The following is a 19150-nucleotide window of genomic DNA, read 5'->3' as shown; positions in this document are numbered from 1 at the left end:
GGAGTCTTACTCGAAAATGACATTGAACGAGGAATACGGCCATTTGATTCCGCGGAAGATCGTGGAGGAGCTCGACCGGTATATCATCGGCCAGCGCGAGGCGAAGCGGATGGTGGCGATCGCCTTGCGGAACCGCTGGCGCCGCCAGCACCTCCCGCCGGAATTGCGGGATGAGGTCCTCCCGAAAAACATCATCATGATCGGCCCGACGGGCGTTGGGAAGACGGAGATCTCGCGCCGATTGGCGAAGCTGGCGGGCGCTCCTTTTGTCAAGGTCGAGGCCTCGAAGTTTACCGAGGTCGGCTATGTGGGCCGCGATGTCGAGTCGATGGTGCGCGATCTGGTGGAGCTGTCGATCAACATGGTCAAGGCGCAACATGCCGAGACGGTGAAGGAGAAGGCGGCGAAGCTGGCGGAAGAGCGGCTGCTCGATCTCCTGCTTCCCCCCCCGACGACGACACAGGCCCCGGGCATCTTCAGCGAGACGCGGGAACCGGTCCCCGTCTACTCCGAGTCGTACGAGCAGAGCCGTGAAAAGCTGCGCCAGCAGCTGCGCGAGGGAAAGCTCAACGAGCGGGCGGTGGAGCTGGAGGTGAAGGATAAAAACTTCCCGCCGGTCGGGGTGATCTCGAACGTCGGCATGGAAGATCTGGAAATGAATCTGCGGGAGATGCTCGGCAACATGATGCCGGGGCGGAAGAAGAGACGTCGGGCCAAGGTGCCGGAGGCCCTCTCGCTCCTCGGCCAGGAGGAGTCGCAAAAGTTGATCGACATGGACGAGGTGACCCGGGATGCGGTTCAGCGGGCCGAAAACGCCGGGATCATTTTTATCGACGAGATCGACAAAGTGGCCAGCCGTGAAAAGGGGGCCGGCCCCGACGTTTCCCGAGAAGGGGTTCAGCGCGATCTGCTCCCGATCGTCGAAGGGTCGACCGTCAACACCAAATACGGGGTGGTGAAGACCGACCATATCCTCTTCATCGCCGCCGGCGCCTTTCATACCGCCAAGCCGTCCGATCTGATCCCCGAGCTGCAGGGGCGGTTCCCGATCCGGGTCGAATTGACCTCGCTCGGAAAGGATGATTTCGTCCGGATCTTGACCGAGCCGCAAAACGCCCTCATCCGGCAATATGTCGCCCTGATGGGGACCGAGGGGATTCATCTTGAGTTTACCCGGGACGGAATCGAAGAGATCGCCGCGACCGCGGTCAGCGTCAACGAACGGACCGAAAACATCGGCGCGCGGCGGCTTTTCACCATTATGGAGCGGCTGCTCGATCAGGTCTCGTTCGAGGCCCCGGAGATGACCGAAAAAAAAGTCATCATCGATGCAAAGATGGTCCGGGAGAAGATGCAAGATATCGTAAAGGATGAAGATCTCAGCCGGTATATTCTCTAATAGGAAACGTGTGGATCATCCCCGATGTTTTATCGGGCATGACCCCGTAACACGATGGCGACGACGCAACCCCGATCCAGGCCCCAAAAGAATATCCCGGTCATCCTCATCGCGGAGAACGCCCCGGAGCGGCTCGATTCGCTCCGCGGTTGCATCCGACATCTCTATTTCCTTTCCCCCTTCGAGAGCACTTTCAGGGAGTTTGTCCTTGCCTTCTCCGTTCGAAAAAAGACCGTCTGGATCTGGCTGGTCCTTCGAAGCGCCACCGCCGAGGCGCTCCAAACCATCGGAGAGGTCGCCCGGAAAGAGGGGATCGGCTGGATCGATTTAAGCCACCTGAGCGAAGAAGAGAAGGAGCGCCATCGGGAAACGGTGGTGAAACACCAGGAGTCGTACCAGGTTTTTTCGGCGGAGGATATCGATTCCCTCCTCGCCGTTTTTATGGAAAGGGTCCAGGTCGATGAGCAACCTCCACGATAAAGCCCAGATTCTCGTCGAGGCGCTGCCGTATATCCGCGCCTTCTTCGGAAAGACGATCGTCATCAAATACGGCGGGGCGGCGATGACCGAAAAAGCGCTCAAAACCCAGTTCGCCGAAGATGTCGTCTTGATGAAATATGTTGGGATGAACCCGGTGATCGTCCACGGCGGCGGCCCGCAGATCTCGGGGATGATGAAGCGGCTCGGAAAAGAGCCGAAGTTCGTCAAAGGGGTGCGCGTCACCGATGCCGAGACGATGGAGATCGTCGAGATGGTCCTGGGAGGAACGATCAACAAGGAGATCGTCTCCCTCATCAATCGGCATGGCGGGAAAGGGGTCGGCCTGACCGGAAAAGACGGCGCGCTGATTCAGGCGAAGCCGATGAAGGGGGAAGAAGAGATGGGGCAGGTCGGCGACGTAAAGACGATCGATCCGCAGATCATCAAAACGTTGGAGGGGGGACGATTCATCCCGGTGATCTCTCCCATCGGCGCCGATGAGGAGGGACGGAGCTACAATATCAACGCCGATCTCGCCGCCGGCGAGGTCGCCTCGGCCCTCTCCGCCGAGAAGCTCCTCATCCTGACCGATGTCCCCGGAATTTTAGACGACAAAGGCAAGCTCCTCCCGACCCTCTCCCGAAAAGAGGTCCAGAAGCTCATCAAAAAAGGAACCATCAGCAAAGGGATGCTCCCGAAGGTCGAGGCGGCCCTCTCCGCTGTCGAAGGGGGGGTCCAAAAGGCGCATATCATCGACGGCCGCGTTCCGCATGCGCTCCTGCTGGAGATCTTCACCGACCAGGGGGTCGGAACGGAGATTATTGCGTGAGAGATTTGATGCCGGTCAAAGATTCTGCATTACCAGCGAGGTCGGGAAGGGCTTCCCCTTCACCATTCTCCTGCCGTATCGGTTTCATCTGTAGGGGCGTGATTCATTTTCTTCGGAGTCCTGGCCAGGTGCAATGAATTGCGCCTCCACGAAAGAAATGGATTTCTTTCACGGTGATTTTGCGCAGCGAAATCCGAGATCGGCATACGCCTCTTCGGGTGGGATCGACGAGCGATAGGTCGTTCGATAAAAGAGCGGCAGCGAGAAATGCCCCTGTCCCCCCCATCCCCCTCCCCGGAACACTTTCTGTTTCTCCCCGAAGTTGGGATGTTTGTAGTCGGAGCCGGGATAGGGTTGATACCAGTCGGCGGTCCACTCCCAGACATTTCCCGACATGTCCATCGCGCCGTAGGGGCTGGCGCCCGCCTTGAAGGAACCGATCGGCACGATATCCCCGAAACCGGAGTCCCCCGCATTCAGTTTTTTGTTATCGTACGCGTTCCCCCACGGAAACTCCCTTCCGTCGGTCCCGCGCGCCGCTTTCTCCCACTCCGCCTCGGTCGGAAGACGTTTTCCGGCCCATTTGCAGTAGCGGTCGGCATCGTACCAGTTGACGTCGGTCACCGGATGGTTCTCCCGCCCCGGCGGAACGCTCCGGATGAAGAAAGAGACCGGAGGGCGCGATCGGGTGGCGTCGATGAAGGTTTTGTATTGGGCGTTGGTGATTTCGTAGCGGTCGATATAAAATGCGGGAAGGTGCATCTTGTGCTGCGGGTGCTCGTCGAGATACCACGGTTTTGCAGAGCCGAATTCTTCTCCCTGGCGGTCGGCATCGACCTTGTCGCTTCCGCGAATGAACTCCCCGGCGGGGACGGCGACCATCTCGGGGGGAGGGGGCGGAACCCGGAGAAAACAACTCGATAAGATCATCCCAATAAAGACGATGGCGGGAAAAACAAGCTGAACCATGGCGGGGATTATAGAGATTTTGCCGGGGAGGGTCAAGGGGACGGATAAGAAAAGGGGGTAGGGGGTAGAGAAAGAAAGTAGAGAAAGAAGATGATGTCGGCGATAAGTTTCTACCCCCTATCACCCTACCCCCTACACCCTCTCTTTTTCAAGGTTCGGCAAGAACACCGTAAAGATCGACCCCTTTCCATAGGTGCTCTGGACCGCGATTTTTCCCTCGATCAGCTCGACCGCTTTTTTTACGATCGTCAGACCAAGGCCGGTGCCGCCGACGTGCCGGGTCAACGATCCGTCGATTTGCCGGAAAGGATCGAAGATGGTGGGGAGATCTTCTTCTTTCATCCCCATGCCGGTATCCTCCACCGAAAGATAGAGGCCCTTCCGCCGGGGGGCGGCGGTCACCGAGATCGTGATCGATCCCGCTTCGGTGAATTTGATGGCATTGGAAAGGAGGTTCAAAAAAATCTGCCTGATTTTTTGAGCGTCGCTTTGAAGGGGCCGGAGCTGTTTTCCGATCTTCCAGAGGACCTCAATCGGTTTTTCTTCCATCAGCGGCTTGATCTCGTCGAAAAGAGCGGGGAGAAAATGCTTTAAATCGATCGTCTCCAGAAGAACCGGCATCTTTCCCGCCTCGATCCTCGAGAGGTCGAGCAGATTGTTGATGAGACCCAAATGAGCGCGGGCGTTTCGATGAATGCTCAGGAGGGCCTCTTCCTGCCGCGGGCCGATCTCTCCGAAACTCCGATGAAGAAGGAGCGAGGTGTAGCCGATGATCGCGTTGAGCGGGGTCCGAAGCTCGTGGGAGACGTTCGAGACGAACTCCGACTTCAACCGGTTGGCCTCTTCCGCCTCGATCTTCTTTTGCTGTAGCTCTTTTTCGGCCCGCTTGCGCTTGGTGATGTCGCGGATGACGGCCAGAACCTCTTCCTTCCCGCTCACGGCGATCCGCGCCTCGTAGTCGCGGGGCTCCCCGTTGATCCAGAGAGGGTATTCAAAAATCTGCACTTCTCCTGTTTTTAAAGCCTGCGCAATATGGCGCAGGGTCGGACCGGCGACTTCGGGCGGGAGAATGTCAGAGAGGTTCTTTCCGAGGAATTCGCCCGGCGGAACCAGCGGTTCGATATTCTTCGCTTTTTTAAAATCGAGGATTGTCCCGTCCCGCCGAAGCTGAAACATCATGTCCGGGATGGCGTTGAGGAGGGCGCGGTTTTTCTCCTCGCTTCGCCTCAATGCCTCCTCCGCCTGTTTTCGCTCGGTGAGATCGAAAGAGACGCCGATGATTCCGATGATCCGCCCCTCCTGGTCGTACACCGGGGAGTCGGTGACCATCGCCGTGAAGGCCGTTCCGTCCCGGCGCCGAACGAGGAATTCACCGCTCCAGGCTTTGCCCTGCCGCAGCTCTGCCATGATCTCGGCCGCTTTCTCCGCAGAAGCGGGAGCGGCCATGGTTTCCGATACGTCCCGGCCGAACGCCTCCTCGGACGACCATCCGTAAAGCTTCTCGGCGAAATGGTTCCAGTAAATAATCCCCCCGCGCAAATCGGTGGCGATGACCGCTTGGCCGATCACGTCGAGGAGATGGGCCTGAAAGCGGACCTTTTCCTCCGCCCGTTTCCGCTCCGCCAGCTCTTCCTGCGCTTTCTGATAGAGCCGGGCGTTGTCGACCGCCAGGGCGGCGCGGCGCGCCAGCTCCACCGCGAAGGGGAGCTCCGATTCTCGGTAACGGCGGTTCGAATCGGCCATCCAGAGCGAGAGGACCCCCATCGTCCGCTCCCGGCCCAAGAGCGGGGCGCAGATGCCCGATCGAAGGGAGAGCCCGCGCAGGATCTCCATCAATTCGGCATGCGCGCCGGCGAACTGGGCCAAGACCTTCTCGGTGACCTCGGGGAAGAATTTCGGCTCGCCGGTCCGGAGGACCTTCGGGATGCCGTGCGGCGCGTTCATGTCGTGCGGATATCGCCGCCGGATCTCGCCGATCTGCGCCTCCCGCGTTTGATCGACGTGGGCCACGGCCAGCCGGCGAATCGAACCATCCTTCTCCAGAATATCGACGATGCAGCAGTCGGCGAACCGGGGGACGGCGAGGCGGGCGACCCGCTTCAGCGTGGTTTCGTAGTCGAGCGACGCCGAGAGGACCATGCTCGCTTCGGAGAGAAAGGTGAGGCGCTGCCGGGCGGTCTCCGCCTCGGCGCGCGCCGTCCGCTCGGCCTCGTAAAGAAGGGCGTTGTCGACCGCCAGCGAGGCGCGGTGGGTCAGCGCCTCGGCGAAGGTGAGATCGGCGGGCCCGAATCGGCGGCCCGATTCTGCGGAGAGGAAGGTAATGATCCCCAAAATTTGATCGCGGGCGCAGAGCGGGATCACCATCGCCGATTTGAACGCCATTTCACGGAGGGCGTGAAGGTGAATGTCGTCCTGGGCGGCCGCCTGGAGCATGGCATCGGTCACCTGGGGGTAGAGCTCCGATCGGCCGGTCATCAGCGCCCGTTCCGGTCCGCTCGACAGGTTGATCCCGATCGGGCATCGTTCGCTCAACGAGCAGGCCATTTCGACCCGGGACGGATCGGTGTGGGCCGTGGCGAGTTGGGAGAGGACGCCGTCCGGGCCGAGCATGTGAATGACGCACCAGTCGGAGAGAAGGGGGACCGCCAGGCGCGCGACGCTGGCGAGAGTGGTCGGATAATCGAGCGAGGAAGAGAGGATCGCGCTCGCCTCGGAGAGAAAGGCGAGTCGCCGCTGTGCCGCCTCCAGGGCGGGATGGTTTTGATCTTCGCCGGGATCAGGCAAGCGCTGCGCGCCGCTTTGATAATGAACGGAAGGGCTGGAAGGCTGCTTTTTCTTCCTGGGATTCAACGGTCTTTCTTCCTTACTGTGTGGCGATCCGGCCGGGCCGAGGCCGGCTTTGAGGATTTTGATCCTTTTTTGATGCGAGGTCGGGGAGGAAAACGGTGAAACGAGAGCCTTTCTCGAACGCGCTTTCGACTTCGATTGTTCCCTCGATCAGATTCAGCGCCTTCTTCACGATCGTCAGGCCAAGACCGGTTCCTTCGGCCGACCGGGTGAGGGAGCCGTCCACCTGCCGGAAGGGGTCGAAGATCGTGGGAAGATCCTCCTCCCGCATCCCGATTCCGGTATCTTCGACCGAAAGGACGATCCCACTCGGCATCGATTGGTTCGCCGCGGAGATGGTGATCGATCCGTGGTCGGTAAATTTAATGGCATTGGAGAAGAGATTCAGAAAGATCTGACGGACCCGCTGCGGATCGCTCCAAAGGGGAGAGAGCGGCCGGGCCAGACGCCAGTGAACCTCGACCGCCTTGTCGTGAAGGAGCGGTTTGACGTTTTCGAAGACCTCCTGCAAGAGCTCCTCCAGACCGAATTCCTCCAGGTTCACTTCGACCTTCCCCGCCTCGATCTTCGAGAGATCGAGCAGATTGTTGATCAGCGATAAAAGCGAAGCGGCGTTCCGCCGGACACTGCTCAACGGTTCCTGCTGGCGGTCCCGCAGGGGGCCGTAGATTTCATCCTGGAGCAGGTGGGTATAACCGATGATGGCGTTCAACGGGGTCCGAAGCTCGTGCGACACGTTCGAGAGGAACTCGGTCTTCAGACGGCTTGCCTCTTCCGCTTCCCTTTTTTTGTGGGTGAGCTCCTGAAAAAGCCGGGCGTTCTCGATAAAGGGAGCGAGGTGGTTCGCAAAGGGGAGGAGCGACTCGATCAGGGTGTCGGAGTAGGCGCCGGGCCGGTCGCTCTTGAGATTGAGCGTGGCGATCACCACCCCCTTCAACACAATCGGAAGGATGGCGTAAGAACGGATTCCCTCCTGAAAGAGAAAGCGATCCTCGGCATAAATTTGGGAGGCGCCGAGATCGGGGCGGATCAGCGGCCGTTGGTGCGCGAGAACCCAGTCAATCGCCGACTGTTCTTGAGACCAGCGGGCCGTCCCGATCCGATTCTGTTGCTCGATCCGGAAGAGCTGGATCTCCTTTAACGACTCGTCGCGAAAGCCGATACTGAGCCGGCTATAGGAAACATGGCGTTTGAGCCCTTCGGCGATGTGGAAAAAGACTTGATCGAGATTCCGGCTAAGGCTGATCTCTTTGGTCAGGAGGGCGAAGCGCTCGTGAAGCGCCGCCGTCTCGGCGTGAAGCCGCTCGTTTTCGATGGCGATGGCGGTATAACGCGCGAGAATTTCGATGGTTTTTCCATCCTCGCTGCTCAGGCTTCTTCCCCGTTGGGCCGTGAGGAAAAAGAGGACGCCGACCGCTTCCTCTTTGACCAGGATCGGCGTTCCAATCGCCGATTGAATGGACCTTCCGCGGAAAAGGGGGAGGGCTTCGAAGAAGTCGGGGTGATCTTCGATCGTGATGTTTTTCTTCTCCCGGAGGATCGGGCCGATCATCTCATCTGGCACGACCCGCTTGCCGGCCTCCGGGGAGGAGGGGCCGACGGCGACCTGCATGACGTACGAAGCGCCGTCGCGGTTCTGCAGAACGATCCCTCCTTTTTCCATCTCCATCAGAGAACATCCCCGTTGAGCCACCAATTCGAGCACCGCAAGCCAGTTCGATTGAGCGCCGATCTCCTGGGCGATTTCCCGAAGCGCCTCGGTTCGGGCCAGGTGGCGGTCGCGCTCTTCGAGCCATTTCAGATAGTGGACGGCGGTGGCCGCTTCCGAAGCGATCGCGGAGAGGATCTCAATTTCGTGCGGCGGGAAAGCGCCGGCCTCGCCGGAATAGACCACCAGGGCGCCGCTGCTCTCCTCCTGGAAGAGGAGTGGGACGGCCACGAGAGAGAGAAAGCCGAAACGGGTCGCCTCTTCCCGCAGCGGGAGGGGGATCGTCCGCTCCGATTGAAGCTGGGGAATCGTGACCACCCGCCGCTCGCGAATCGCCGTGATGCCGGGGCTTTCCTCCTGGACCGTGGCGATTTTAAATGCCTCGGTGAAGAAGGGGATCTGGACGGGCGGAACCTGGTAGGCTCCCTTCGGAATGATTTCCTCCCCCTGTTTTAATAGTAGGACGGAGAAGGTCCCATGCACCGCCTCCGCCGCGATCTGGGCCAATCGATGGAGAATTTCCTGGGGGGGAAGGTTGGAGGAAACGGCGCTCACCACTTTATAGAGGAGCGCCTGCCGCCGCGCCTGCTCGACCGATTGCTGGAACAGCCGGGTGTTTTCGATCGCAACCGCGGCCTGCTGCGCCAGCATTTCGCCGAGCTTCCGGTCGGCGTCGGTGACCGTTTTGTTCGGCTGAGAGGTCGCCATATTAAACGCGCCGATCACCTCTCCTTTCCAAAAGATCGGGATTCCGATATACGTTTTCAACTGGAGGGAGGCGATCTCCGCAATCGGACTGTTCAAGGAGGGATCATCATGAACCAGGAGAATCGTCTTTTCTTCGGCCACGCGGCCGACAAGTCCTTCTCCTCTTCGAAATTTCTGTCCGATGAGGGACGGAGGAAGGTTTGCGACGGCCCGGAGGACAAAGGCCTCCTCTCCCTGCCGCCAAAGCAACAACCCGGCCACTTCGAAATCAAGGAGCCGCAGCCCCTCGAAGAGAATCAGCTGAAGAAGCCGATCGATCTCCGATTCGGCCGTCAGACGGCTGCTGATCTGCTGGAGCGTTTCGAGATGGGAGGCGAACCGCGCCCGCTCCAGGGAGGTTGCCTTTTCTTTTTGATAGGCCTCCTCCTTTTGGTTGGAGAGGAAGTTGATGATCCATCCGATCGGGAAATAGAAGAAGGAATAAATCCCCTCCAGGGTCATGGTGTTCGAGGAGAATGCGGCCGGATCATAAGAAAAGGGGAGCAGTGTAAAGAGGAAAGCGCCGATCATGACGGTGAGATTCTCTTTCCGGGAGAGAAAGAAAGAGGACCAGAAGATCACGAGAAAATATAAGAAAGCATAGGGGCTGGCGGCCCCGCCGCTAAAAAAAACAAATCCGGCAATATAAAAGAGGGTCAACACCGTGGTGAAATAAAAAGCGCGGATGGAGAGACGTCTCCAATCGAGTATCAGGAAGAAACACCCGGTGACGGCGGAGACCAGACAGATCAGATCGAGAACCAGGGGAACGCTCTGATCCGACTGGGGGAAAAGGTGGATCGTCGTCCAGACGACAGCCGTCGAAAAGAAATAGAGGAGACCGGCCGACTTGGCCATGGTGACCCGCTTTTCCTCGCCGGGTTGAGGCAAGATCCAGCTGACTGCCCATTGGCTCATAGAGATTGACCCTTAAATTCGGGAACAAAAATGGGGTTTCGTTATTATAGGGAAATGACGATGGACGATGCAAGTGGGGATCAATTATTCCAGCGTAGACTGAAAGTGCCGGAGCGCCGTGGAGCGGATGTAGGGGAGGAAGAGCCCGGCGGTGTAGTGGCCGGCGGGGAATTTGATTTTCTTGATTAATTAGGGGGAGATATGTTAAATATTGGGGGGCTTTCGGGGCGCGTGGCGGAAACGGTAGACGCAGCAGTCTCAAAAACTGCCGAGGGCAACCTCATGCCAGTTCGATTCTGGCCGCGCCCACCACTTCAGATAGATCTCTTTTTTTTTACTTTCTTACTTAAGCAGAGGACACTCCTCTCTCCGTTCATCCAAATTCATAATGTAGACGCTGTCACATTATGAATCGGTTCTTGAATCCACGTACTTCCAAATATTGTTCTTTATTTCAGGTTATGTTAGGTTAACCTGCTATGAAGAAGAAACACTACACTATTTCAGAGGCATCTCGTCACCTCAAAATCACTCCTGAGTCTGTTCTTAAAGCCATTCGAAGAGGTCGTCTTAAGGGTCGTCTTACTACGGTCATGGTCCCTAAAAAGATTTGGATCATTGATCCGAAAAGCGTCGAATCCTATGTTGTATCCTCATCCCATCAAGAGCGTGGTTTAAAAAACCCTTATCAGGTTAGCTATGCCTATCCTATTTTCAATTTCCTGAGCATTACTATCAAGCAACATAGTATCAATGGAGATTTCAATGGGAGAATGGAGGGTGCCGACTAATAAATTCATCAAGGCGACTAAGGAGGTCTCGGTTGATAGTGTGTTGACTAAGATGGAATTGATCCTTTGGGCCATCAAGGGACTCAAAGGGGAATACAACTGTGGAAAGCCCCTTGGGTGTTTGGCAGACACTCTAGTGGAGGCGATGGAAGAACTTGAAATGCTAGCTGGAATAAAGAAATAAGCGAGTTGTTGCTCTCGTCGGTTTCTTAATATCCTGTTTAATCTTCAATTCTGCTCTTCATATAAAAGAGAGATGAAGAAACCTACAAAGGGTTGTCAGTTTTGTGGTGGTAAAGAGTATGTTCAATTGGTAGATCGGAATAGAAAAGAGGAACGAGAAGTAGAAGAGATATTAGAGCGGATGAAGAACTAGCATAATTTCGTCAGATTATATCTTAAGATAAGGGGGGGTGTTAAATCTGTAAATGCGGGAATGTTAAATAGCTATTTCTTTGTTATTATAAATATTATTGATTTATAAGGGTTAATTTTGTATGATGTTAAATCATGGATGAAAATTCTGAAAATAAAGATAAAGTCAAATTTAAAGATATTTCCCTTACTCTTTATAAGCCTTCTTTCGACTCAGAACTGACGAGTATTATTATTGAACTCGAAAAACTGAGAGTTAAGAAACTTGGTGGCCCTGTACCCCCATATATATTTTTTCAGCTGAAGGAAATATTTCAGATCCTGGAGAGCCTAGGTTCAGCACGCATTGAAGGCAACAACACAACTCTAGCAGAATTTATTGAAAAAGTTATTGAGAATAGCCCGAGAGAAACCCGAGATGAGAAATTACGTGAAATTTATAATATTGATCGTGCAATCGGCTTTATAGAGAAGAATGTTGATGAACAGACTACAATAGATCGCGCCCTTATTTCTGAGGTTCACAAAATTATAGTTGATGGGCTGACTCCGCCACCTAACGGGGAAGGATCACGTTACCCAGGTATTCTAAGACCTATAAACGTAACTGTTCAAAAATCATCACTGATACCACCAGATCATACCCGTGTTCCTGATTATTTTCAGGAACTCTTAAGTTTCACAAATCAGAAAATTGATTCAAAATACGATCTACTTATTACTGCACTTTCTCATCACAGAATGGCATGGATTCACCCATTTGATAACGGAAATGGCAGATTAATTAGAATGTTTACATATGCACTTCTAATCAAGCAAGGATTTAAAGTGAAAGACGGGAGAATTTTAAATCCTACAGCGATATTTTGCATGGATCGTAATAAGTATTACGACATGTTAGCTCTTGCTGATACAGGAAAAGAGGAAAATATACTCCAATGGTGTACATATGTTCTTCAGGGATTATTGAAAGAAATTGAAAAAATAGACAGATTATTAAATCTAGACTATATGACTAACGAAATACTTTTACCTGTGTTATCTCATGCTCTAGATCGAAGACATATAACAGCTAGAGAATGTGAAGTCCTTAGAGCTGTAGTTAAAAACAAGGGTATGATAATAAAATCTGCCGATTTAAAATCAATTATTGGTGGTTCTGCAATACAGAGATCACGTGTTATTAAAAAATTAAGAGAAAAAAATATGCTCTTACCATTAGAAGAAAAGGGCAGGAAATACACAATTGGATTTGTAAATAATTACCTGTTAAGAGGCATTTCACATATTCTTGAGGAAAAGAGTTTCATTCCTGAGTTCTTAACTAAATCGAAATAAACCTTTTCTGGAATTATAAAATTAATGTTTATTCTATAGATTAAAAATTTGCTCGGTCGCTTTAGATTACCACCCCTAACACTACACACACCCCAGGGGGGATGGGTGAGTTTATAATATGCCACTTATTTTAGGTCACGATTCCAGTCACGGTTTTCATGAAAATTAGTCACGATCTAGGTTACGGTTACAGGTACAAATAAAGATATAAGTTTAATTTTATTCTGCTTTGAATCACCCTATGAATAAAGGGGATCTTAATAGTTTATAATATTAAACTTATATCTTTAGTTATTCAGTCTTGGGACTCTCAAAAACTGCCGCGGGCAACCTCATACCAGTTCGATTCTGCCGTGCCCACCACTTCAGTAGATCTCTTTTTTAATCCTTATCAAACAGAGACTACTCCTCCCTCCGTCCATCCAAATTCACTCGAAGAAGTACATTTCTGAGGCTATCGCCGTGAGGGATATCCTTTCCGTTTTAGATTGACTCTCTCGATGGTCGGTCCTAAAATGGCTCTGCTTTGAGTAGTGCCAGCTAAGGTACTTCGATGATTGAACGATGAATAAAGAATCTATTATGAAATGGATCGTCCTCGGATTGGTCGCCCTCTTTACATTTGGGTGTGCGGCTGTACCCCTTGCGCCGGAACAGAAGGAGAGGGTTTATCAGGCTGATTATGATAGAACGTGGTTTGCCGTTTTGGATGTACTGAACGAACGGGTCATCCCGCTTACGATCGTTCAGAAAGACAGCGGTTTAATTATTACCGATGTTGTGGAAGCTCGGACGGGGATGATCGGGTGGTTCAAGTTAAATATCTCCGTTCGGCAGCAATGGAGTGCAACAAAGGTTCGGATTGATGGTCGTTTTGAGTACTTTAATCAAAGCGGTTCATTCGACCTGGGGCGGTGGGAAGTTCAGGAATCGACTGGGAAGCTGGAATCGGAGTTGTTCCAAAGTATTGAAAAGAAGCTAGCAGCAACTCTCGCTAAAGAATAATAATACAGAATAAATCGACCGGGAGCCTGGAAGACTTAACCGGGGCGGAAGTATCCAAAAATGACAGCGGTTTCGGAAGAGATGGGGCAACCGCTTGAAACCGTCAAAGCCGTCAATACAACCATTTTTGAATTTACGGATAACTTCACCACGATGATGAAGCAATTTTGCGGGCTGCGCACCACGAGGGGCCGGTCTATCGGTGTCTCAACGGAGCTTTTGTTCTTGACGATTTTATGACTTACGGGTATCTTCTTTAGACGTTACGGCACTTGGAAAGGCCGGCAGTGGAGTTAAAGATAGAGAGAGCATGATCGAGCAATTGTTGGACCCGGCCTATTACGCGTACAGTCTGTTTTCCGTTCCGACCTTTCTCTTGGCCGTGGCGTTGCTCTTCCTCGGAACGTTCGTCTGGGTGCATGAGCGGGGAACGCGGGTCAGTTTTTCTTTTTTTATCATGGCGCTGGCCGCCGGCATCTGGCTCTTCGCCTTTTCGGGAATGTACGCCGCGACCGATAAAAAGGTCGCCTTGCTTTGGGCGAAAGGGGCCTATCTGGGGGTCCCTTTTATCCCCTCCGCCGTCTATTTTTTCGCCGTGACCGTTCTGCGCATCACGGAGCGCAGGAAAATCATCGTCTGGATCGTTTCATTTCTTTCTTTCGTCTTTTCTTTTTTTGCGCTCGCCACCGACCTGTTGATTTCCGACCTTCATTATTATCCCTGGGGATACTATCCGAAATATGGGGCGTTGGGTCTTTCCTTTTTGGCCTTTTTCTTCGGAACGATGGCCCTCAGCCTCTATGAGTTTTCAGCCGAGTTCAAAAAGACGAGGCCGGGAACACACAAGCTTCGCGTGAAGGCGTTCATGGTCGGGTTCGGCATCGCCTCGCTCGGTTCCATCGATTACTTCGCGAAGTACGGCGTTCCGATTTATCCTTTCGGATACCTTCCGATCTTTGTCTTCTTCATTATCGCGGTCCAAACGATCCGGCGTTATCGGTTGGTCGACATCACCCCCGCTTTTGTGGCGGATCAGATTATCGCAACCATGGCCGACTCCCTCATCGTTTGCGACGCCGAGGGGAAGATCCGGCTGGTCAATCCGACCGCTTGCTCGATCTTAGGCTACAGCAGAACAGAGCTTCTCGGAAAGCCGATGGCCTCTTTTTTGGCCGCCGCCAGAGCGCATCGGTTCGGGGAGGCGCTGCAGGGGACGACCATTCGAGACGAGGAAGCGGAATTCCATGCAAAAGGGGGCCGGCGGGTCGATGTCAGCATTTCCGTCTCCCATTTGCGCGACCGGGACCAGAGCGCCCAGGGGGTCGTCATCATCGGCCGGGATATCCGCGAGCGAAAAAGAATCGAGGAGGAGCTTAATTTTTTGGCGAAATTCCCGGCGGAGAATCCGAATCCGGTGCTTCGCATCTCAAAAGAGGGGATGATTCTTTATGCGAACCGCGTGGCGCACGCCTTGCTCAAACTGTGGGATTGGAAATCGGGCGAGCCTTCTCCTCCTTTTTTTCGGACGGAGGTGTCGAAGGTTTATCGGGCGGGTGTGAATCGGGAGTTGGAAGTCACGGTCGGAAGCGCCATCTGGTCTTTGATGTTTAACCCGGTGCCGGAGGCGGGATATGTCAACGTCTATGGAACGGAGATCACGGAACGAAAACGGGCCGAAGAGCGACTGAAGCATATGGTGCATTATGACGCGTTGACGAACCTTCCGAACCGGCTTTTATTGACCGATCGTTTGAATCAGGCGCTGAGCCGATCGCGCCGGCATCATCAATTCGTCGTCGTGTTGTTTCTCGACCTGGACCGTTTCAAGGTGATCAACGACACGTTGGGACATCATTACGGCGACTTCCTGCTCAAGGGGGTCGCCGACCGACTCGTCGCTTGTGTGCGCAGTGTCGATACCGTTTCGCGTTTAGGGGGAGATGAGTTCGTGGTGATTTTGGATGACATCTCCGATACGGAGATGATTCCGAGAATGACCCAAAAGATCTTGGACGCCTTCTCCAAACCGTTTAATGTCCATTCCGTCGAGCTGTTCATGACCCCGAGCATCGGCGTGAGCATTTATCCGAATGACGGCGAGACCGCTGAAGAATTGCTCAAAAACGCCGACGCCGCCATGTACCGGGCCAAAGAGCAGGGAAAGAATAATTGCCGTTTTTATTCTTCCGAGATGCATCTGAATGTGATGGAGCGCTTGGAGCTGGAAACGAGCCTCCACCATGCGTTGGAGCGGAACGAATTTGTCTTGTATTATCAGCCGGTCATCGATCTCCGGGAGGGCCGGGTCGTCGGAATGGAGGCGTTGATCCGCTGGGAGAAGCCTCATTCCGGAATGATCTCCCCGGGGAAGTTTATCCCTTTGACGGAAGAGACGGGGTTGATCATCCCGATCGCCGAATGGGTCTTGCGGACCGCCTGCGCCCAAAACAGGTCATGGCAGGAGGCCGGATTGCCCCCGGTGAAGATCGCTGTGAATCTTTCGGGCCGCCAGTTTCAGCAAAAAGATCTGTTGGAAACGATCACCCGGACCCTTGAAGAAACCGGTTTAAGCCCCGACTTTCTGGAGCTGGAGTTGACGGAGAGCATCTTGATGCAAAAAGGGGATGCGACGATTGCGACCTTGCGGGGATTGAATGCGATGGGGGTGCGGATTTCGATCGATGATTTCGGGACCGGCTACTCCTCGCTCAGTTACCTGAAGCGCTTTCCGATCGACAAGTTGAAAATCGATCAGTCCTTTGTCTCGTCGGTGATGGCCGATTACAACGACGCCGTCATCGCCAAAACGGTGGTGACGATGGCGCACGGTCTCGGCTTGAAAGCGATTGCCGAGGGGGTGGAAACGGCGGAGCAACTGGCGTTCCTGCATTCCGTCGGATGTGATGAAGCGCAGGGATATTTCTTCAGCCGGCCTTTGCCGGCCGAAGAAGCGATGAAATTATTGACCGAAAAATTTCACTGTTAATCGCCCGTCCGGTCTGAGTAGAAACGACCCATCGGCGGCCTCTACTCGTTTTCGAGGACCGTGAGGTTTTTGATCATTTTGTGGAGGGCCGATTCCATTTCACCCTGGTCGATGATTCCCGATTGAACATGGGTGACATCGTATAAAACGGAAGCCGCGGTGCTGGTCTTCACGGGTGAGATGTTTTTGTAGACGGCGCTGATCGCCGTATTGTCTTTTATTAGATAAGTTTTCATGTCGTACGGCTTTTCTCCCTCCAAGAGCCGCTGCCACCGATTCAAATCGATCTCGTCGAGATCTTCATCGGCCCGCATATTCCGTGTGACGGCGAAGCCATTATGCTTGAAGTTATTTTCGTTGAGAAATAATTTCGAGACATCCCAGACGGTTGCATTCCCGCTTCGGTAATAACTGAATCCGAGGGTCAGCATGCTCTGATCGGTCAGCTTGATGATGTCGGAGCTGCATGAGAGCTTCAGTCGTTTCGACTGATACTCGAACGCATCCTGATTCGCCGTCAGCGCGATCGTGTCGAACAAAGGGGGAATCACCTCTTTCATTTCAAGATACTCGCGCCATTTTTTGAAGGTGCCGTCAAAGGAAACGTAGACGAAATCGGCAAGGACCTTCAAGTCGGGAATGTGGCCGTCGAACGTCTCTCCGGTTTGGCCCACCCTCAGCATCGTGACGGCGCCGCCGGGCACCGGCAAGGAGAAGGTCACGACCTGCTGATCAATGTAGGGAATCGGCCACGTTTTGACCATCCACTTCCGGCCATAAGAGTCGATATGAACAGATTCATCCTCCGCCTTTCCGAACGAGAGGATTCTCACCCGCTCCGGGCCGACGAACCGGTACCACGGCATCCCCTTCAAGACCAAATCGATGAATACTTTTGAATCGGCGTAAAAATCGGCCAGGGAAAGATTCTCCGGCTTTTGAATTTTTAAAAAGATCGAATTTCGTATCCGGCCCAGCGTAATCGAGCCCTTGTTTCCCAGATCGGCGCGATCGACCTTTTCGGGCGGGGCCGCGTCCCAATGGCCGTCCGGGCGTTTCATGATGAGCTGAGGGAAGTCGGAGAGGGCGTTTTTGTAGAGCAACTTTTTCGAGCCGCGGCCGTTCGGGAAAAGATCGGCTTGATTTTCGGACAAGAGCTCTTTCAACAGCTTGGCGTTGAATTCACTTTGGATGCGGATATATGCATTTCTGAAATCGCCATACGGCATCGGCAATTTTATTTGGGTGTCGAGCGTTCCGGTTTTGATCGAATCGAAAACGTCCAATTGATAGGAGCTCTTTTGGTAAATCTCCGCCGAGCTGCCGTCGGCTTTCCGGACCTCGGCGATCGGCAAGGCCATATTCAGATTTTCGTTCGGCGATTTTCGGGTGATCACGCCGATCACTTTTCCATTTGAGTCGAGAAGCGGGCCGCCGCTGTTTCCCGGAGAGGCGGCGGCGGAGAATCGGATCCAGCTCCAAGCCCCTTCGACCTCTTCCGGCGTATTGGAGGTGTAGAGACCGTCCCTGATCACGATCCCTTCTCCCAGTGCGTTTCCGACGGCATAAACCTTTTCGTTGATATGCGCGTTTGGATTAAGATCAAAATATTCCGACGGCGATTTGTCCTTCACCGTAAAGACGGCAAAATCGCGCCGGCTGGAAAATTTGATCATCCGATCGACGGCAAAGACCTTTCCCTGATTGTCCCGCACGAAGGCCTCTTTAAATTGGCTTTTGACCCCCAGATTCAGCACATGGGCCGCGGTAATAAATTCGGTGCCGTTGATCGCAAACGCGGTTCCGATCGAATAATATTTGTCGTTCCGGATGACGAAGGGGAGAAAGTCGAGCGGCAGCTCTTTTTCATAGGTCAACGTGTCGTCCGGCGGCTTCGGCACGATCACTTCGTAAACGGCGCTGTTGATGCGGCTTGGGACGATTCCTTCCGTTTGGGAGAACCCGCTCTTGGGAAGCGCAAGGATGGATACCATGACGGCCAGCCCGATCAGTTTATAAATCAAGACGGTTGATCCCTCCTATCCGGTTGGTTAATGAAGGCGCTCAGGGCATATTGCAATACGCCCCTACGGCAATCCACATCCTATCACAAAACCGCGCGATTGCATCCACCGGGAAAGTCACCGATTAAACGTGATTCGGCTCACTGTTTTTCCCGGTAGGCGGCAAAGCGTACAGAAATTTTCTGACCGCAAGAATCCATAAAAAAGGGAGATTGTTCAGGTCGGAATCGACCGTGCTTCTTCTTCCTTGACAGATCGGATAGTTCTGATAATTTTACATTGTCGTTCACGAATTTGGAGGTGAGAATGTTTTTTTCAAAAAATAATCCGGTCGATTATCGGCGATATCCCCGCATTCCGTTGTCCGCTCGAATTCATTACACCCACCAAGGATACCAGCAGTGGAATGAGGCGCTGGTCCGGTCGGTCTCCACGCATGGGATGGGGATCTATACTGAGAAGCGGATGCAAAAGGGAGATCAGATCCTCATTGCACTCTCTTTGCTGACCGACGATAGGGAATCGCTTCATGAATCGATTCTGGGGGAAGTGACCTGGGCTGGAACCGGAGATGATAAGAAACGCTACACCGCAGGGATTTTTTTCGGAGAGATCGAAGAGAAACACCCCAAATTATACGCCTACCTAAAACGCCTGGAAGCCGCCGTCGTCGCCATCCCCTGAGTTTCTAAGGCGGAATCCGACCGATTACGACGGTTTAATTTCAGCCGTGC

13 protein-coding genes and 1 tRNA gene are annotated in these 19150 nt (G+C 53.7%); 10 read left to right on the top strand and 4 right to left on the bottom strand.

Annotated features, from left to right (window positions below):
• Positions 1 to 16: 16 nt before the first annotated feature.
• The 3 genes from hslU to argB are packed head-to-tail and all read left to right on the top strand — an operon-like array spanning position 17 to position 2708.
• Positions 17 to 1399, top strand: coding sequence for an ATP-dependent protease ATPase subunit HslU (hslU, locus tag MCM46_06225; protein MCG3111405.1), 1383 nt, complete (start codon positions 17 to 19; stop codon positions 1397 to 1399).
• Between the two features lie 54 nt (positions 1400 to 1453).
• Positions 1454 to 1879, top strand: coding sequence for a hypothetical protein (locus MCM46_06220; protein MCG3111404.1), 426 nt, complete (start codon positions 1454 to 1456; stop codon positions 1877 to 1879).
• Positions 1860 to 2708 (top strand): acetylglutamate kinase, encoded by an 849-nt coding sequence (argB, locus tag MCM46_06215; GenBank protein ID MCG3111403.1) that lies wholly within the window; start codon positions 1860 to 1862, stop codon positions 2706 to 2708. The genes MCM46_06220 and argB overlap by 20 nt, the downstream gene beginning before the upstream one ends.
• A gap of 168 nt (positions 2709 to 2876) precedes the next feature.
• Here argB and MCM46_06210 read toward each other — a convergent pair whose 3' ends face one another.
• The 3 genes from MCM46_06210 to MCM46_06200 form a co-directional block, all read right to left on the bottom strand.
• Complete coding sequence (locus tag MCM46_06210; protein ID MCG3111402.1) at positions 2877 to 3677, bottom strand: formylglycine-generating enzyme family protein; 801 nt, start codon at positions 3675 to 3677, stop codon at positions 2877 to 2879.
• Positions 3678 to 3809: 132 nt separating this feature from the next.
• On the bottom strand, positions 3810 to 6527 hold the full coding sequence (locus MCM46_06205; GenBank protein MCG3111401.1) for a PAS domain S-box protein: 2718 nt from the start codon (positions 6525 to 6527) through the stop codon (positions 3810 to 3812).
• A 13-nt stretch (positions 6528 to 6540) separates the two neighbouring features.
• A complete protein-coding gene (locus MCM46_06200) occupies positions 6541 to 9897 on the bottom strand; it encodes a GAF domain-containing protein (protein MCG3111400.1) in 3357 nt (1118 codons plus the stop codon).
• A 225-nt stretch (positions 9898 to 10122) separates the two neighbouring features.
• Between MCM46_06200 and MCM46_06195 the strand changes: the two genes are divergently transcribed.
• The 6 genes from MCM46_06195 to MCM46_06170 all read left to right on the top strand — a co-directional run bounded on the left by MCM46_06195 (position 10123) and on the right by MCM46_06170 (position 16392).
• Positions 10123 to 10209: transfer RNA gene (locus MCM46_06195), tRNA-Leu, on the top strand.
• 453 nt (positions 10210 to 10662) lie between these two features.
• Positions 10663 to 10872 carry a hypothetical protein gene (locus MCM46_06190; GenBank protein ID MCG3111399.1) on the top strand — a complete coding sequence of 70 codons (210 nt, stop codon included), beginning with the start codon at positions 10663 to 10665 and terminating at the stop codon, positions 10870 to 10872.
• A 326-nt stretch (positions 10873 to 11198) separates the two neighbouring features.
• Complete coding sequence (locus tag MCM46_06185; GenBank protein MCG3111398.1) at positions 11199 to 12401, top strand: Fic family protein; 1203 nt, start codon at positions 11199 to 11201, stop codon at positions 12399 to 12401.
• Between the two features lie 564 nt (positions 12402 to 12965).
• Positions 12966 to 13406, top strand: a complete 441-nt coding sequence (locus MCM46_06180; protein MCG3111397.1) for a hypothetical protein — start codon at positions 12966 to 12968, stop codon at positions 13404 to 13406.
• A gap of 60 nt (positions 13407 to 13466) precedes the next feature.
• Positions 13467 to 13646: a hypothetical protein gene (locus MCM46_06175; GenBank protein MCG3111396.1), complete on the top strand. Its 180-nt coding sequence runs from the start codon at positions 13467 to 13469 to the stop codon at positions 13644 to 13646.
• A 70-nt stretch (positions 13647 to 13716) separates the two neighbouring features.
• On the top strand, positions 13717 to 16392 hold the full coding sequence (locus MCM46_06170; GenBank protein ID MCG3111395.1) for an EAL domain-containing protein: 2676 nt from the start codon (positions 13717 to 13719) through the stop codon (positions 16390 to 16392).
• A gap of 41 nt (positions 16393 to 16433) precedes the next feature.
• Here MCM46_06170 and MCM46_06165 read toward each other — a convergent pair whose 3' ends face one another.
• Positions 16434 to 18416 carry a trypsin-like peptidase domain-containing protein gene (locus tag MCM46_06165; GenBank protein ID MCG3111394.1) on the bottom strand — a complete coding sequence of 661 codons (1983 nt, stop codon included), beginning with the start codon at positions 18414 to 18416 and terminating at the stop codon, positions 16434 to 16436.
• Positions 18417 to 18722: 306 nt separating this feature from the next.
• Between MCM46_06165 and MCM46_06160 the strand changes: the two genes are divergently transcribed.
• A complete protein-coding gene (locus MCM46_06160) occupies positions 18723 to 19100 on the top strand; it encodes a PilZ domain-containing protein (GenBank protein ID MCG3111393.1) in 378 nt (125 codons plus the stop codon).
• Positions 19101 to 19150 lie beyond the last annotated feature (50 nt).

It is taken from the genome of Candidatus Manganitrophus morganii, from assembly GCA_021651055.1.
In the GTDB taxonomy this organism is placed as follows: Bacteria; Nitrospirota; Nitrospiria; order SBBL01; family Manganitrophaceae; genus Manganitrophus; species Manganitrophus morganii.
Note: the sequence above shows the minus strand (reverse complement) of the source record. Positions and strands in the feature narration are given on the sequence as shown.

What these genes read in the sequence shown, in the direction of transcription:
- hslU (MCG3111405.1), top strand. Translation starts at nt 17, where the DNA reads ATGACATTGAACGAGGAATACGGCCATTTGATTCCGCGGAAGATCGTG.
- MCM46_06220 (MCG3111404.1), top strand. Translation starts at nt 1,454, where the DNA reads ATGGCGACGACGCAACCCCGATCCAGGCCCCAAAAGAATATCCCGGTC.
- argB (MCG3111403.1), top strand. Translation starts at nt 1,860, where the DNA reads ATGAGCAACCTCCACGATAAAGCCCAGATTCTCGTCGAGGCGCTGCCG.
- MCM46_06210 (MCG3111402.1), bottom strand. Translation starts at nt 3,677, where the DNA reads ATGGTTCAGCTTGTTTTTCCCGCCATCGTCTTTATTGGGATGATCTTA.
- MCM46_06200 (MCG3111400.1), bottom strand. Translation starts at nt 9,897, where the DNA reads ATGAGCCAATGGGCAGTCAGCTGGATCTTGCCTCAACCCGGCGAGGAA.
- MCM46_06190 (MCG3111399.1), top strand. Translation starts at nt 10,663, where the DNA reads ATGGGAGAATGGAGGGTGCCGACTAATAAATTCATCAAGGCGACTAAG.
- MCM46_06185 (MCG3111398.1), top strand. Translation starts at nt 11,199, where the DNA reads ATGGATGAAAATTCTGAAAATAAAGATAAAGTCAAATTTAAAGATATT.
- MCM46_06180 (MCG3111397.1), top strand. Translation starts at nt 12,966, where the DNA reads ATGAATAAAGAATCTATTATGAAATGGATCGTCCTCGGATTGGTCGCC.
- MCM46_06175 (MCG3111396.1), top strand. Translation starts at nt 13,467, where the DNA reads ATGACAGCGGTTTCGGAAGAGATGGGGCAACCGCTTGAAACCGTCAAA.
- MCM46_06170 (MCG3111395.1), top strand. Translation starts at nt 13,717, where the DNA reads ATGATCGAGCAATTGTTGGACCCGGCCTATTACGCGTACAGTCTGTTT.
- MCM46_06160 (MCG3111393.1), top strand. Translation starts at nt 18,723, where the DNA reads ATGTTTTTTTCAAAAAATAATCCGGTCGATTATCGGCGATATCCCCGC.